Source organism: Dongia rigui, from assembly GCF_034044635.1.
GTDB lineage: Bacteria > Pseudomonadota > Alphaproteobacteria > Dongiales > Dongiaceae > Dongia > Dongia rigui.
In genome coordinates this window covers 841,461-856,229 of the sequence record NZ_JAXCLX010000001.1, presented here as the reverse complement: position 1 = coordinate 856,229, position 14,769 = coordinate 841,461, and the positions used below count along the sequence as shown (strand labels likewise).

Sequence of the window (14,769 nt, the reverse complement as noted above, 5' to 3'; positions counted from 1 at the left end):
GCGCGGCATCTGATTTTCAGGAGATATCCATGGCCGATTCCGGTGGCATTGCTGCAGACCACCTCAAATCCTTCATCGAGCGCATTGAGCGCTTGGAAGAGGAAAAGGCCGCCATCGCCGGCGACGTGAAGGAAGTCTATGCCGAGGCCAAGGGCAACGGTTTCGACACCAAGATCATGCGTCAGATCATCCGGCTGCGCAAAATGGAACCCAACGACCGCCAGGAGCAGGAAGAACTGCTCGACATCTACATGCGCGCCGTCGGCATGGTGGCCTGACGCGCTAGCTGATCGGCCCGGCATGGTGGCAGGCCACCATGTGATCCGGCCCTGCCGCAACCAGTTCCGGCATCTCCTGGGCGCAGATTTCCGTGGCGCGCGGGCAGCGCGTGCGGAACGGGCAGCCCGAGGGCGGATTGAGCGGTGAGGGCAGGTCGCCCTTCAGCACGATGCGTGCCTTGCTCTGCTCGATGTCGGGATCCGGCACCGGCACGGCCGAATTGAGCGCCTGCGTATAGGGATGCAGCGGATTCTTGTAGAGCGAATCCCGGTCTGCGATTTCCATCACCTTGCCGAGATAGAGCACCATCACCCGGTGGCTGATATGCCGCACGATGGCAAGATTGTGCGAGATGAAGATGAGCGACATGCCCATCTCCTTCTGCAGATCCATCAGCAGATTGACGATCTGCGCCTGGATCGAGACATCAAGGGCCGAGACCGGTTCGTCACAAACGATGAGACGCGGGTTGTTGATGATGGCGCGCGCGATGCCGATGCGCTGGCACTGGCCGCCGGAGAATTCATGCGGGTAGCGATTGACCTGGTTGGGCAGCAGGCCGACCTTGGCCATCATTGCCTTGACGCGGGCCTTGACCTCATCGGCACTGAGGTTCGGCTGGAAGGTGGTGAGCGGCTCTGCGATGATCTGCCCCACCGTCATGCGCGGGTTGAGGCTGGCCAGCGGATCCTGGAAGATGATCTGCATTTCGCGCCTTAAGGACCGCATGGCGTGGGTGTCCAGCTTGGCGAGATCCTGCCCCAGCCAGACGGCGCGACCGCCTTTAAGCGGCAGCAGGCGCAGGACAGCACGGCCCAGCGTCGACTTGCCACAACCCGATTCACCGACCAAGCCTAAGGTCTCGCCGGGCTTGAGATCGAAGGTGACGCCGTCGACCGCCTTGACGATCGCCGGCACCCCGCCGCCGAAGAGCCGCTTGCGGCTGACGTCGAAATGGACCTTGAGGTCGTGGACGGAAAGCAGGGGCGCGCTCATGCGACCACTCCGATCTTGGTTTGCCGGACAGCGCCGATCTCATCGAGGTGACAGGCCTTGGCGCGGCCAGCCCCCCCGCTCTCGCGCAGGGCGGGGCGTTCGCTGGCACAGCGGTCAAAGGCATAGGGGCAGCGCTCGCGGAAGGAGCAGCCGCTCGGCAGGTTCTGCAGATTGGGCGGTTGGCCGCCGATGGTCGCAAGACGGTTGATGCCGCTTTCATCGAGGCGCGGCATGGATCGCAGCAAGCCCTCGGTATAGGGGTGCTGCGGGCGCTTGAAGATGTCCCGGACGGACCCTTTCTCGGCGACGGCACCGGCATACATCACCATCACGCGGTCGGCGAGGCCGGCGATGACGCCGAGATCGTGGGTGATGAGCGCAATCGCCATACCGTTGTCGCGCCGCAGCTGCGAGAGCAGATCGAGAATCTGTGCCTGCACGGTGACGTCGAGCGCCGTGGTCGGCTCGTCGGCAATGAGGAGCTCCGGTCCGCACAGCAAAGCCATTGCGATCATCACGCGCTGGCGCATGCCGCCCGAGAATTCATGTGGGTGCATGTTGATGCGTCGGCGGGCTTCGGGAATCTGCACCTGATCCAGCATGCGGATGGAGGCTTCCGTCGCTTCCTTCTCGGTCATGCCCTTATGCGTCATCAGCACTTCGGTCATCTGCCGGCGCACGGTGAGATAGGGGTTCAAAGACGTCATCGGATCCTGGAAGATCATCGACATGCGGGCACCGCGGATCTTGTTGAGTTCCGCCGTGGTGACGCCGAGGATTTCCGTGCCGGTCACCTTGACCGAGCCGGTGGCGCGGCCGTTGCTGGCCAAGAGGCCCATGATCGACATGAATATCTGGCTCTTGCCGGAGCCGGATTCGCCGACGATGCCCAGTGTCTCGCCGCGCTGGATGGTGAAGGAGACGTTGCTGACCGCGTTTACGTCACCTTCCGGCGTCCAGAAACTGGTGTTGAGATTGGTGACTTCAAGAACGTTGCTCATGGCGCCCTCACCGATCCTTCGGGTCGAGGGCGTCGCGCAAACCGTCACCGACGAAATTGAGTGCCAGCAGCGTCACCACCATGACGGCGCTGGGGAAGACCACGGCCCAGGGCGCGATGTCCATCGCGCGGGCCCCTTCACTGATCAACATTCCCCAAGACGAATTGGGCTCCTGGACGCCCATTCCCAGAAACGACAGAAAACTCTCCGTCAGAATCACCGCTGGAACGGTCAAGGTCATATAGACCACGACCGGCCCCAGGCAGTTGGGAATGATGTGCCGAGTGATGATGCGCCAACTAGAAACCCCGCTCGCATGGGCGGCCTCGATGAATTCCTTGCGGCGAATGCTGATCGTCTGGCCGCGAACGATACGTGCCATGTCCAGCCAACTGACGGCGCCGATGGCGAGGTAGATCAGCACCATGTCACTGCCAAACAACATCTTGGCCCGTTGGCCAAGCGTTGCGGAAAGCAGAATGACAAAGAAAATGAAGGGCAGGGAATATAGTATATCCACGATGCGCATCATGACGCTGTCCGTTCGGCCGCCGACAAAGCCGGCCGTGGCACCCCACAGAGTGCCGATGAGAATGCTGACAAGCGTGGCAACGAGACCGACAAAGAGTGAGACCTGACCGCCGTAGAGTGTTCGCGCGAACAAGTCTCGACCATTCTGGTCAGTGCCAAAGTAGTAACCCAGCTCAAAATTGGGCGGGATGCTCATCGACTCCAGCGTCCAGTCCACTTCTTCAGGATCGTGCAGGCCGAGATATGGTGCGCCAAAGCAGAGCAAGGCAACGACGATGAGAATGGCCAGGCCAACAACCGCGGCCTTGTTGCGCATAAAGCGGCGGCGGGCGTCGGCCCAGAGGCTGCGGCCCTTGGTTTCTGGCTGGACGGCGAGGGCGGTGATATCAGTCATAGCGCACCTTCGGGTCGAGCAGGCCGTAGCAGATGTCGGCGATAAGGTTGCAGATGATGACGAGGGCGCCGAATAGGACGGTGACGCCCAGCACCAGCGTGTAGTCGCGGTTGATGGCGCCTTGCACGAAATAGCGGCCGATCCCGGGAATGCCGAAAATCTGTTCGATGATGACCGAGCCGGTGACGATATTGGCAATGGCTGGCCCCATATAGGAGACGACTGGCATAAGTGCGGCGCGAATGGCGTGGCGGGTCAGCGTCACGACTTCGGGCAGTCCCTTGGCGCGGGCGGTGCGCACGAAATTGCTGCGCAGGATCTCCAGCATCGAGCCACGGGTGAGGCGCGTGAAGGCGGCGATCTGCGGAATGGCCAGCGCAACAATCGGCAGCACCCAATTGGATGGCTTGCCCCAGCCACCAACAGGCAGCCAGTTGAGCATCAGCCCGAACACCAGCGTCATGATCGGGGCGATGACGAAGTTCGGCACGGCGATACCGAGCATCGCTGTGCCGACGCTCAGATAGTCGATGATGGAATTCTGCCTGAGCGCGGACCAGATCCCTAAGGTCACGCCGATGACGAGAGCGATGGCGATGGCCGACAGACCGAGGGCCAGCGAGGTCGGGAAGCCCTGCCAGATCAGTTCGGAAACCGTGAAATCCTTGTATTTGAACGAGGGGCCGAAATCGCCCTGGGCGAGATTGCCGACATAGCGCGCGAACTGCTGCGGCAGGGGTTCGTCCAAATGGTATTGCTGGATGAGCTTGGCTTCGACTTCGGCCGGAACCTTGCGTTCCTTGTCGAAGGGGCCACCGGGCGCCAAGCGCACCATGAAAAACGACACTGCCAGAATGATGAACAGGGTCGGTATCGCGCCAAGCAAGCGCCGGAATGTGTAGTTAAGCATAAAAGCCGCCTCCCATCGGTGCCGAAGAACGGTGCCGAGGCGTATCGGGTCAAAGAAAAGCGACCCGGTGGCATGATGCCACCGGGTCGCCCATCACGCAAATCTTACTCGGCAACCGCGAGGAAGCGCGCCAGATGGAAGTCGAGAATGTTGTATTCCCAACCGGCCACCTTCTTCGACACCATGTGCTGTGATGTGTAGTGGTAGATCGGAATCATCGCATAGTCGTTGAGGAAGATCTGTTCCGCGTCGTGGAACATCTGCATGCGTTTGGCGGGGTCGGTTTCCGTGCCCGTACCCTTCACCAGCTTGTCGTATTCCGGATTGTTGTAGCCGGCGTCGTTACGTTCACCGGCGTCGGAGAGGAACATATCGGCGAAGTTGATGGGATCGTCATAGTCGGCGATCCAGGCCGCGCGGGCGACGTCGAACTGCTTCTTGTCGCGGGTCTCGAGATAGACCTTCCACTCCTCGTTGCGCAGCGAGGCGTCGACGCCGATCTGCTTCCACATGCTCTGCACCGCCACGGCGATCTTCTTGTGGTTCTCGCTGGTGTTGTAGAGCAACTCGACCTTGAGCGGGTTCGACTTGTTGTACCCGTGCTTCTCAAGCAGCTTCTTGGCTTCCTCGAGGCGCTGCTTCTGCGGCATGTCCTTGAAGTCGACAAAGGCCTGCTTGTAGTTCGACATCGGCGGTTCCCACGAATAGGCCGGGGCCTCGCCGCCTTGCGTGATCTTGGAAACCAGGACCTCGCGGTTGACGCCCAGTGACAACGCCTTGCGGAGGTCCGCCTGCGCGCCCAGCGGTTCGCGGGTCAGGTTGATCACGTAGTAATAGGTGCCGAGATAGGGCGTGTTCTTGAACTCGTCAGCGAAATTCTTTTCCAGATCCGGAATCTGCTCGGACGGCGCGTCATAAGTGACGTGAAGTTCGCCAGCCTTGAACCGCTTCAATTCCTCGGCCAGGTCTTCGGTCGGATACATGACGACCTTGTCGACCTTCACATTGGTGGCGTCCCAATAATTTGGATTCTTGACATAGGTCAGCGACGCCTGCGGCGTCCATTCGGTCAGCTGATAGGCGCCGTTGCTGACGATGTTGCCTGGCTTCGTCCAGTCGTCCTTGAACTTTTCCACCGTCGCCTTGTGCACCGGATAGGAGATCGGGTGACGCAGCAGCCCCAGGAAATAGGGGGTGGGTCCGGTCAAGGAGACCTTCAGCGTGTAATCGTCGACGGCTTCGGCGCCGATCTTCGAGAAATCCTTCTCCTCGCCCTTGCGGATCTTTTCCGCATTGACGATGACGTCGAGGATCGGGGCGTAATCAGCGGCGGTTTCCGGGTTCACGGCATCCTGGAAGCCGAACACGAAATCTTTCGCCGTCACGGCATCGCCGTTGGACCACTTCGCATTCTTGCGCAGATGGAAGGTGTAGGTCTTGCCGTCATCGCTGATATCCCAGCTCTCGGCAGCACCCGGGATGATGTCGCCGTTCGGGGCATAGGTGGTGAGGCCTTCGAAGATATCGGCCTCGATATTGGCTTCGGTGACACCGGTCGATTTATGCGGATTGATCGTTTCCGGCTCGGCGCCGTTGCCACGGTTCAGCACCATTTCGGCCTGTGCCAGCGCGGTGCTGGTCAGCAGCGCGGCAGCGGTTACGGCCGGCAGTACCAGCCTCTTCATTACCTGGTTCATTTTTTGAAACCTCCTCTGTCATTCGGAAGCGTGAGGACTGCAGCGCGGTTTGGCGGCAAGGTTTGCGACTTGCCCGCTTCCGACGTCTTGCCCTCAGCTGGCGTCATCTTTCTTCAACAATTGGCATGGTTCAATAGAAATAGCTGATTTGTCGCGGTTTTCCGGCGTATGCGCCGGCTCCGCGAGGGCCGCTTTTGTTCCAATTTTCGGATCAAATTCAGTCGATCCGCGAGGCGGACCCGGCGCATCGACGGGTTGCCGACAATCCCTTCGCCGGAGCGCCGGGCTGTCACAGACATCGGCGCTCTTGGTAAACGCTTGTACGAAAGCGCTGGTTCAGGCCGCCGGTTCGGTTGGCAAGGTCTCTTCGGGCTCGGGAACGGGTTCGGACGCCTCCGCGGGCGGGGCCGGGGCCGCCACATCCTCGCTTTCCGTCAACGCGTCACGCGCTGATTCGCGGCGCCAGCGGGAGATGATCGCGCTGGCCTGCGCAGGCTCGGTCCGATCAAAGAAGTCGAGCGCCTGGCCGAGATCGGCAGCCCCGACGCCGCCCGATTTCGTACGCAGCTTCCGAACCTGCAGATAGATCTGGGCGAACTCGTCGCGCCGCAGACCGATCGCGCGCGCGATGAAGGCGATGCTGTCGCCGCCATTCTCATTCATCAGCTTGCGCACCAGGCCCATGCGCAGATTGGCAAGATGTGCCACTTGCGCCTGAAACAGGGCCAGATTGCCGCTGCGCAACGCGCTGATCATCGAACTTGGCGTCAGTTCGATATCTGCCGGTTCTGCGGCAGCCGGTGCCGCCGCTTCCTCCGGCAAAGCTGTCGCCTTCTGTCCATAGAGGGGCTGCTGCGCCGAGGCAACCATGGCGTCGAACAGGAAGCGGCCATTGAGGCTCTCGCACACCTCGGGGTCTGCCCAGGTCATCATGTCCTCGGCCAGGCTCTCCGGCAGCTCGCGCCGCTCGGCGATCAGCTTCTGCAGGCCGACATCGGTCATCGCCACCAGCGCCGCTGATGACAGCGCCGGGATGGAGAAGGGAGCCTCCGGGTCTTCCAGAAGGTGCCGCAGAATTTCAGGATCCTCGAGCCGGGCCAGCGCATCGATCACGGCAATGCCAAGGCCATTGCGCTTGGCGATCACGGCGCCGTGGCTGAGGCCGCGGGCGTCGATCACCGCAATAAGGTCGCTGGGTTCCAACCGGTTGTTGGCGAACAGGACCGGCGAGGCGATCTCGATCTCGTCCTCGGCAAAGACTTTCAGCAAATCCGGCTCGGCCAGGGTCGACCCCGCCATCTCATAGGCCAGTTCCATGCGGGCCTGTGGCAGGGTCTTGGGCCGCAGCAGGCGCAGGATCTCCGCCAGCATGACCTTTTCCTTGGGCTTCATGATGGCACCGCGGCGCCAGAACAGGCGCGCCAGCAACGCAAACATCTTCGAGCGGCCGTCCGGCGACTTGTCGCGGGCCACCAGCGCCAGTTCCTTGAGGTCGAACCCCTCGCTCACGCCCTCTAACTCCCGACTCAGCAGGGGATGCTCATCATTGGTAACCCGCGGAGCAGGCATGGGTAAAGGAGTTCGGCCACAGGGTATAAGTGAAGAAAATCCCCCTCCCCCTTTGAGGGGGAGGGCGGGGAGGGGGGTATCTTTCAGTCGCATCAGTGCGGTGGAGAGAGACCCCCCGCCCGCGCGTTCCGCGCGACCTCCCCCTCAAGGGGGGAGGTTGGGTGTGGCCTACTTCACCGGGGTCAGATGGTTACCGTCGATGACGCGCGTGCCGGGCAGGGTGACGATGGCGCGGGTGCCCTCGCCCAGTGTGCTTTCCAGCCGCAGATCGCCGCCGTGAAGGCGGGCGAGGCCCAGCGACAGGGTCAGGCCCAGGCCGGTACCTTCATATTTGCGATTGAGCCCGCCATCGGCCTGCGCGAAGGGATGCATCACGCGGTCGATATCCTCGGCGGCGATGCCGATGCCAGTGTCGTTGACCACCAGCACCATGTCGCCGTTCCGCGCCATGCTGGCGGACAGGGTGATGCGCCCGCCCTTGGGCGTGAATTTCACGGCATTGGCGAGGAGATTGGCGAGGATCTGCTTCAGCTTGCGCTTGTCGGCATGGATGCGCGGCAGGCGCAGCGGCAGGTCGACATTGAGGGTGAGACCTTGGGCCTGCAGGCGATCGTGGATGAGGCGGGAAACGGAATCGAACAATTCCTCGATGTTGCAGGCGCTTTCATTGATCTCGGCCTGGCCGTTCTCGATGCGTGAAACGTCGAGGATGTCGTTGATGATGCCCATCAAATTGATGGCGCTGCCGTGAATGTCCTTCACATAGGACCGGTATTCGGGGTTCTCGACCGGCCCCAGCAGGCCCATGCGCATGACGTCGGCAAAGCCGATGATGGCGTTCAAGGGCGTCATCAGTTCGTGGCTCATATTGGCGAGGAACTGGCTCTTGGCCCGGTTCGCAGTTTCTGCGGCTTCCTTGGCCGAGCGCAGGTTCTCTTCGCGTCGGGTCAGTTCGGTGATGTCGCTGGCTGAACCGCGATAGCCGATGAGGGCACCGCTCACCGGATCAAAGACCGGCAGGGCGCTCATCAGGAACAGCTTGCGCTTGCCGGTTGCGTCCTCGGCGTCGAAGGGGAGGTCACGGAAGGGCGACAGTTTCGCCAAGCGCCGCTGCAGATTGGTGCGCAAGGCATCGGAGGCAACGAGGTCGAGCAGGTTCCGCCCGATCAGCTGCTGCGGCACCATGCCAAGGGCTGAAACAACGCGCTGCGTCACCAGCTTGAAATTGAGCGCCGCATCCGTCTCCCACATCCAATCGGCGGAGAGGCGGATGAAATCCATATGCCGGTCGACCGTCTGCGTGGCGTCGTCGGCGCCAGCGCGACCATCCTGCAGCAAGGTGAACAGACCGGCAAAGCCGCCGGCCTGGCCGTTGGCCTCGTTCATCGGCTCGAAGCGCGCGCGCAGGCGCTGGATGTTGCCGGCGGCGGCGAAATCCCAGTCACGGAACACGGTGCCGCGGCGGAGGTCGATTTCCTCGGCGATCTCGGCCAATCGCAGCCTTTCGCCGATCAGGCCGCCATCGATGCGGGTTTCGTTGATGCGGCGGCAGGCGGCGTTGGCCCAGGTGATCTGCCCCTTGGGGTCGCACATCATCATGGCCGGGCCGAATTCGACCAGTTCCTGGCGGAAGAGGTCGGTGAGGCGTGTGGGCGAAGGCGCCGCTTCATTGGCCGGACTAGCGACCTTGGGCTGGCTGATGACGACGTTAGCCGAGGCGAAGCTGGGCGCCAGAGGAGTGACCTTGTTCATGCGCGTTTCTTCTCCTGCCCTTCTTCGATCGAGCGAATGGCAAACAGGTAATCAGGGTCGCGCCGCCAGCGCGTCAGCACCGTCTCAGCCGCAGCATGCGAGAGGCGGTCGAAAAATTCCAGCGCCCGGCCGAGCTCGGCTGGCGCGAAGGTCGCCTGCGCATTGCGGGCGCGGCGGGTCAGCAGATAGATGGTCGCGAATTCCTCGCGGTTGAGCCCCATGCCGCGGGCGGCAACGGCAAGGCCCTGGCCGCCCGGTTCATAGGCGATGCGGGTGATGAGCCTGAATCGCAGCCCGCTCATTTCCGCAAACATCGCTTCGAAAAGCTGGATCTCGCCCTTGCGCAGGGTTTGCAACAGCAAACGCGGCGTCAATTGCCGACCGGCGCCCAAGGCACGGGCGAGGACCGCAGAGGCCTCGTCCATCTCGGCCTGGGCAACGGCTTCGGCCACTTCTTCCTTGACCAGCGGTTCCAGCCGGTCGTCGAGGATGGCGGGATCGATGTCGAACCGGTCGAGCAGGGCCTGGCGCAGGCCCGCTGCCACCCAATAGATCATGCGGCGCGCCAGATCGGCCGGCAGATCGCGGCGGCGCACCAGCGGTTCCTGAAATTCGTCGACCGTCTTCGACTGTTCGACCAGGTAGGCGAGTGTCACCTTGGCAATACCGGCGTCCTGGTTTTCCAGCAGGGTGCGGATGACGTCGCGGTCGCCGGTTTCGACCAGCGCGTCCGAGACGGTGCTGGAGATGTCGCGCCGCATGGCGACGGTGAGAATGTGCTGGCGTGAGCGATGGCGGATCACTTCGATGAGGTCGACATCCTGCAGCACCGCCGAGCGCAGGAGAATAGGTGTCGCCACGTCGATCTCGTCATTGGCGAGGAGAACCGCCAATTCGCGCGGCAGGCCCGGCGCATCGGCCAGACGCAAGGCCAGCTTGCGTTTGACGTCGCGCGCCACTTCGCCGATCAGTTTTTCCAGAATGTCGAGCATGAGCGCGCGCTCTTGCGCGGAGAGGACATCACTGCGGTCGTGGAAAAGATCGCCCATGACGGCAAATAGCTCTGCCCGCCCTTCGTCGGAGCGGAGCCGCGCTAAAGCCAGCAATTGCTCGCCGTCGATGCTTTCGTTTGCCATCACCGCTGTGCAAGAGATTCAAGGGTGCCTTACAAATACCGGCACATCCCACCCCAAATCCCGCGCAGTTCCCCCGAAAAAGCCCCGGATAGTCGAGGCTAAATGCGGAGAATGGTTAAAGTCAACCTAATTTCGGAACTTTGATCCGTAGGTGTATGATTTGTAAGAGTATTTTTTTAAATAAAATGCAATATAACCACAAGATGAATGTTAGCTAACCATGGTGCGGACTAAATGCAGTGGGTTTAAGACAAAATGACGTTTTCGGGTCGGGCTTCACTTTCTTCGCTTGACCGCGGGACGTGCCGGACGGGGCGCCAGGCTGCGGTTTTCCCGGCGCTACATTTTATGTCGCTACACAATATGTGCGCGCGCGCACTGCCACTCTCGGCCGGTCGCTTATATGATAGGAGCGATGACACAGAAGCTGATCCGCATTCGCTCCACGCTTCCGGCCGCCTTCCTGGCGCTGCTGGCGTTGTTGTTTTGCCTGGCGCCCGCCGCCGCCGAACCGCGCCTGGCGCTGGTCATCGGCAACGGCAAATATGGCAAGGAAATCGGTTCCCTGATCAACCCGCCCAATGACGCTAACCTGGTTGCCGACAGCTTGGCCAAGCTGGGCTTCAAGGTGACCAAGCTCGTCAATGGGGACCAGAAGGCGATGAAGCGGGCCATCTCGACCTTCGGCCAGGCCCTCAGCGCTGCGGGTCCCGAGGCTGTCGGCCTGTTCTTCTATGCGGGCCATGGCATCCAGGTCGATGGGACCAATTACCTGATCCCCGTGGGCGCTGCGATCGCCGCCGAGGCTGACGTCGATCTCGAGGCCGTCTCTGCCGAAACGGTGCTGAAGCAGATGGAATATGCCGGCGCCCGGGTCAACATTGTCATTCTCGATGCCTGCCGGAACAACCCGCTGCCACGCTCGATGCGCGGCGCCGATCGGGGCCTGGCGCGCATGGATGCGCCGGCCGGATCCTTCATCGGCTATTCGACCTCGCCCGGCGATGTCGCCAATGACGGCGACGGCAAGAACTCTCCCTATACCGCCGCCCTGGTGAGCGAGATGTCGAAGCCAGGTGTCGCCATCGAGGAAGCGTTTCGCAATGTCCGCGTCAAGGTCATGCAGACCACCTCGAAGCAGCAGGTGCCGTGGGATTCCTCCTCGCTGACCGGCGCCTTCTATTTCAACGAACAACAGGCCGCGCCCGCCGCCGTCGCCGCGGCGGCCCCCGCTGCCAAGCCGATCGCCAATGCGGCCAAGGAGAAGGCCTATTGGGACGGCATCAAGGACAGCAAGGATGCGGACGACTATCAGGCCTATCTCGCCAAGTTTCCGGATGGCCTCTATGCCGATGTCGCCCGTGACAAGCTCGATCGCTATGGCGGCAAGGTGAAGACGGCCGCAGCGGCACCAGACTCGCAACCAGCAGCCCAACAACAAGCAGAGCGCAGTCCCGAACCGGCCGCAGAACCAGAAACGCAGGTCGCGTCTCTCCCTGCGGCAGATGCCGAGCCGGCGCCGCAGCCCTCAAATGCCGGCGACGGGCTGCTGCTTTCCGCCAAAGTCAGCGGCCAGCTCAAGGCTTATCTGTCGCAGCTGCAGAACCGCAACGGTGCCTTTGCCGTGTCGCCGGACGGGCGTTTTTCTGGTTCCTTCACCTGCGAGGAAGTGGGCCAGTGCATACCGGGCAAGAAGGGCCAGCGGCAGAATACCGACCCGCGTTTCCCCCGTAATGCAGCGCTGCAGAAATGCGCCAGCGTCTCGAAGCAGGAATGCGTCATCGTGCTGATACGCGGTGAGCAGAAGCAGCCCTATTCCCTGGCCAGCGAATAACCACACCCGGATCAATCGCGCATGCGCACGCGGGCCTGCGGGAAGCGCAGCACGACCCGGGTGCCTTGACCCGGCTCGCTGCTGAGGTCGATCGACCCGCCATGAAGCTCCATCAGTCGCTTGGTGATGGCAAGGCCAAGGCCCGTGCCGCCGAAACGCCGGCTGATGGTGGCATCCGCCTGATGGAAGGCTGAAAAAAGGTTCTGCATCGCCTCGGCCGACATGCCGATGCCGGTATCACGGATCACGATGACATAGTCGCCGCCATCACCCAGCCGTCCGGTAAGGTAGATGCTGCGCTCTGGCGGTGAGAATTTGACCGCGTTGGTCAGAACGTTGAGCAGCACCTGCGCCACGGCGCGTGCATCGGCAAACAGTGCCGGCAGATCACGCTCCCAGTTCTGCTCGATCCGCACATTGCCTTCGTCCGCACGGGCCTGCAGCATGCGCAGGCAATCCGCGGCGATGGTGGGTATGTCGACCATCTCTTCGAACAGATCGACCTTGCCCGCTTCCAATTTCGACATGTCGAGGACGTCGCTGATCAGCTTCAGCAGCAACTGACCGCTTTTGTGGATGTCGTCGGCATAAGCCGAGTAGCGGTCGGGAGCATCGCCGAAATGGCGATCGCGGATGACCTGCGAGAAGCCGATCACCGCATTGAGCGGTGTCCGCAACTCGTGGCTCATATTGGCCAGGAACTCGGTCTTCGAACGGTTGGCGATCTCAGCGGCATTCTTCGCCCTGATCAGTTCAGCCTCGCGCTGGCGCTGTTCGGTGACATCCTGCAGCGCGCCGGCCACCTCGACGACGCGGCCCTGCGCATCGATCGTCTTCTCGCAGAATGACCGCACATAGCGGATGCCGCGATAGCGCGACAGGATGCGGTAATCCTGGATTAAACTGGTCTCTGGTCCGCGCAGGAAGGATTCGTAACGGTCCCAGCTCGACTTGGCGTCTTCGGGATGCACGATCCGCTGATGCCAATCGTAGTCGTTGAGCGCCACATCCTCGGGTGCCAGACCCAGCAGATCGGCGGTATCACCCGAGGATTGATAGATGCCCGGCAACCCGTCGACGCTGTCCAGCGACAGTTGCCACGACCAATGGCACAGGCCCGACATGCGCAGCGAGCGTCGCAAATCGGTTTGCGCGCGTTTCAGCTGGCGTTCCGATGCGCGCAGCTCGGTCACGTCCTGGAAAGTGCCTACGATTTGGATGACATTTTCATCGTCATCCAGAATCCACTCGGCATTTTCGCGGATATAAAGGATATGCCCATCCCGGTGGATCGCGCGGTACTCGATCGAATAAGAGCTGCTGGCACGCGTGCGGAACGCCTTGTACTTGGCGAACACGTCGGTGCGGTCATCGGGGTGGATGATCATGGCGGCAAAATCGTCGCCATAGCCGGGCAATTCGTCGGCCGGATAGCCGAAGATGTCCTGCGCCTCCTCGGAATAGATGAAGCGGCCGGTACGATGACCTGGATCCATTGGCCGCAGCGGATTGTCCGACTGCCAATGCCAATGGCATAGCTTGGCGAGGCGATGCGCCAGACGCAGATACGTCTCGTTGCGCAGCAGCGACATCTCATGGCGGCGCAATTCGGTGATGTCGAGGCCGATCTTCAGCAATGCCGGTTGCGTGCCGGTGCCGTGGCGCAGGGCGACGTTCGACCAGCGAATGACCCGCCGCTCGCCCGATTTCGATATCCAGGCGCTTTCGCGAAAGACTGGCCGGTCGCTGCGCAGTGCTTGCAGTTCGACCATTTGCTCGGCTTCCCAATCGTCGGCGGGGAAGCGGCTTTGCCACACGGTCTGTTCCATCAGTTCGCGGCTGGTGAAGCCCGAAACGCGCTCGGCCACGGCATTGGCCTGCAGCATATGGCCGTCATGGTTGCGCAGGATAACGATGGCGTCGGCCGTCTCGAAGCCGGCATCGACCAGCTGCCGCTGGGCAGCGATGGTCGCGTCGCTGGCCTTGCCCATGCGCAGAACCACGGCGATGCCGGTGACGGCCAGGACCACGATCAGAACATAAAGAGCGCCTTCGATGGCGGGTGATCCCGCGACGAAGATCGTGGCGATGCTGGCCAATGCCATCAGCCCGAACAGGGCGCAGGCAACCCAGCGGCGCGCGACGCTGCGCGACTGCGATCCCCACAGAGTCGACAATGCGCTGCCGGCGCGCGCGGGTTGGCTTGTCGACCGCGGTGCCGCAGTCGAAGTGCCGTAAGCCACACCTCTCTCGTCTCTTCTCGCTCTGCCTTCGCCCATCATGATCCGAATTGATCGCCACGATTGGCTGCGCGCCCACACCCGGGCACGGCAACGGGACCTCATACTAGGGAGGCGTTGATTAACAACTCTTTACGATAGTGGAGGCCGTTATTGCTTCGCGCCAGGCCGGTGGATGGTCGCCTATCCGCGCTGTTTATGCTGCGTCGCAGCGAAGCGGCGGGCCGGTCGAGTCCAGTACTGGATGCCGGGCTCATTCGCGCTGGTGCCCTGCAATAAAGCTGCGTCTTGTCGCTCACCCAGGACAGATTTGAGCGATCACCCGTCTCGCCTCGCCATGTTTTTGCAAAGCCTAATGTCTTTCAGAAAAGACTACCCAAGCGATTGCGAAGCCGGGATGATCGACTTCAACAAAGCTAATTCTCTCCCG

11 protein-coding genes are annotated in these 14,769 nt (G+C 61.8%); 2 read left to right on the top strand and 9 right to left on the bottom strand.

The annotated features are described in order from the left end of the window. Positions 1–29 precede the first annotated feature (29 nt). Positions 30–278: a DUF2312 domain-containing protein gene (locus SMD31_RS03880; protein ID WP_320499410.1), complete on the top strand. Its 249-nt coding sequence runs from the start codon at positions 30–32 to the stop codon at positions 276–278. 4 nt (positions 279–282) lie between these two features. Here SMD31_RS03880 and SMD31_RS03875 read toward each other — a convergent pair whose 3' ends face one another. From SMD31_RS03875 to SMD31_RS03840, 8 genes are all read right to left on the bottom strand, one after another. Further along, positions 283–1,275, bottom strand: coding sequence for an ABC transporter ATP-binding protein (locus SMD31_RS03875; RefSeq protein WP_320499409.1), 993 nt, complete (start codon positions 1,273–1,275; stop codon positions 283–285). Further along, the gene (locus SMD31_RS03870; RefSeq protein WP_320499408.1) at positions 1,272–2,276 is read right to left on the bottom strand and encodes an ABC transporter ATP-binding protein; all 1,005 of its coding nucleotides are present in this window, start codon (positions 2,274–2,276) and stop codon (positions 1,272–1,274) included. Before SMD31_RS03870 ends, SMD31_RS03875 begins: the two co-directional genes overlap by 4 nt. Before the next feature lie 7 nt (positions 2,277–2,283). Further along, positions 2,284–3,201, bottom strand: coding sequence for an ABC transporter permease subunit (locus SMD31_RS03865; protein WP_320499407.1), 918 nt, complete (start codon positions 3,199–3,201; stop codon positions 2,284–2,286). Continuing rightward, a complete protein-coding gene (oppB, locus tag SMD31_RS03860; RefSeq protein ID WP_320499406.1) occupies positions 3,194–4,111 on the bottom strand; it encodes an oligopeptide ABC transporter permease OppB in 918 nt (305 codons plus the stop codon). Before oppB ends, SMD31_RS03865 begins: the two co-directional genes overlap by 8 nt. 104 nt (positions 4,112–4,215) lie before the next feature. Beyond that, positions 4,216–5,808, bottom strand: a complete 1,593-nt coding sequence (locus SMD31_RS03855) for a peptide ABC transporter substrate-binding protein (RefSeq protein ID WP_320499405.1) — start codon at positions 5,806–5,808, stop codon at positions 4,216–4,218. A gap of 336 nt (positions 5,809–6,144) precedes the next feature. After that, a complete protein-coding gene (locus SMD31_RS03850) occupies positions 6,145–7,317 on the bottom strand; it encodes a DUF2336 domain-containing protein (protein WP_320499404.1) in 1,173 nt (390 codons plus the stop codon). A 228-nt stretch (positions 7,318–7,545) separates the two neighbouring features. Beyond that, entirely contained in the window at positions 7,546–9,129 is a 1,584-nt protein-coding gene (locus SMD31_RS03845) for a PAS domain-containing sensor histidine kinase (RefSeq protein ID WP_320499403.1), read from the bottom strand. Further along, positions 9,126–10,265 carry a DUF2336 domain-containing protein gene (locus tag SMD31_RS03840; protein WP_320499402.1) on the bottom strand — a complete coding sequence of 380 codons (1,140 nt, stop codon included), beginning with the start codon at positions 10,263–10,265 and terminating at the stop codon, positions 9,126–9,128. The genes SMD31_RS03845 and SMD31_RS03840 overlap by 4 nt, the downstream gene beginning before the upstream one ends. Before the next feature lie 415 nt (positions 10,266–10,680). On the opposite strand from SMD31_RS03840, the gene SMD31_RS03835 reads away from it, so the two are divergent. Beyond that, positions 10,681–12,099, top strand: coding sequence for a caspase family protein (locus SMD31_RS03835; RefSeq protein WP_320499401.1), 1,419 nt, complete (start codon positions 10,681–10,683; stop codon positions 12,097–12,099). Positions 12,100–12,110: 11 nt separating this feature from the next. On the opposite strand, the gene SMD31_RS03830 is transcribed toward SMD31_RS03835, so the two are convergent. Beyond that, a complete protein-coding gene (locus SMD31_RS03830; RefSeq protein ID WP_320499400.1) occupies positions 12,111–14,342 on the bottom strand; it encodes a PAS domain-containing sensor histidine kinase in 2,232 nt (743 codons plus the stop codon). Positions 14,343–14,769 lie beyond the last annotated feature (427 nt).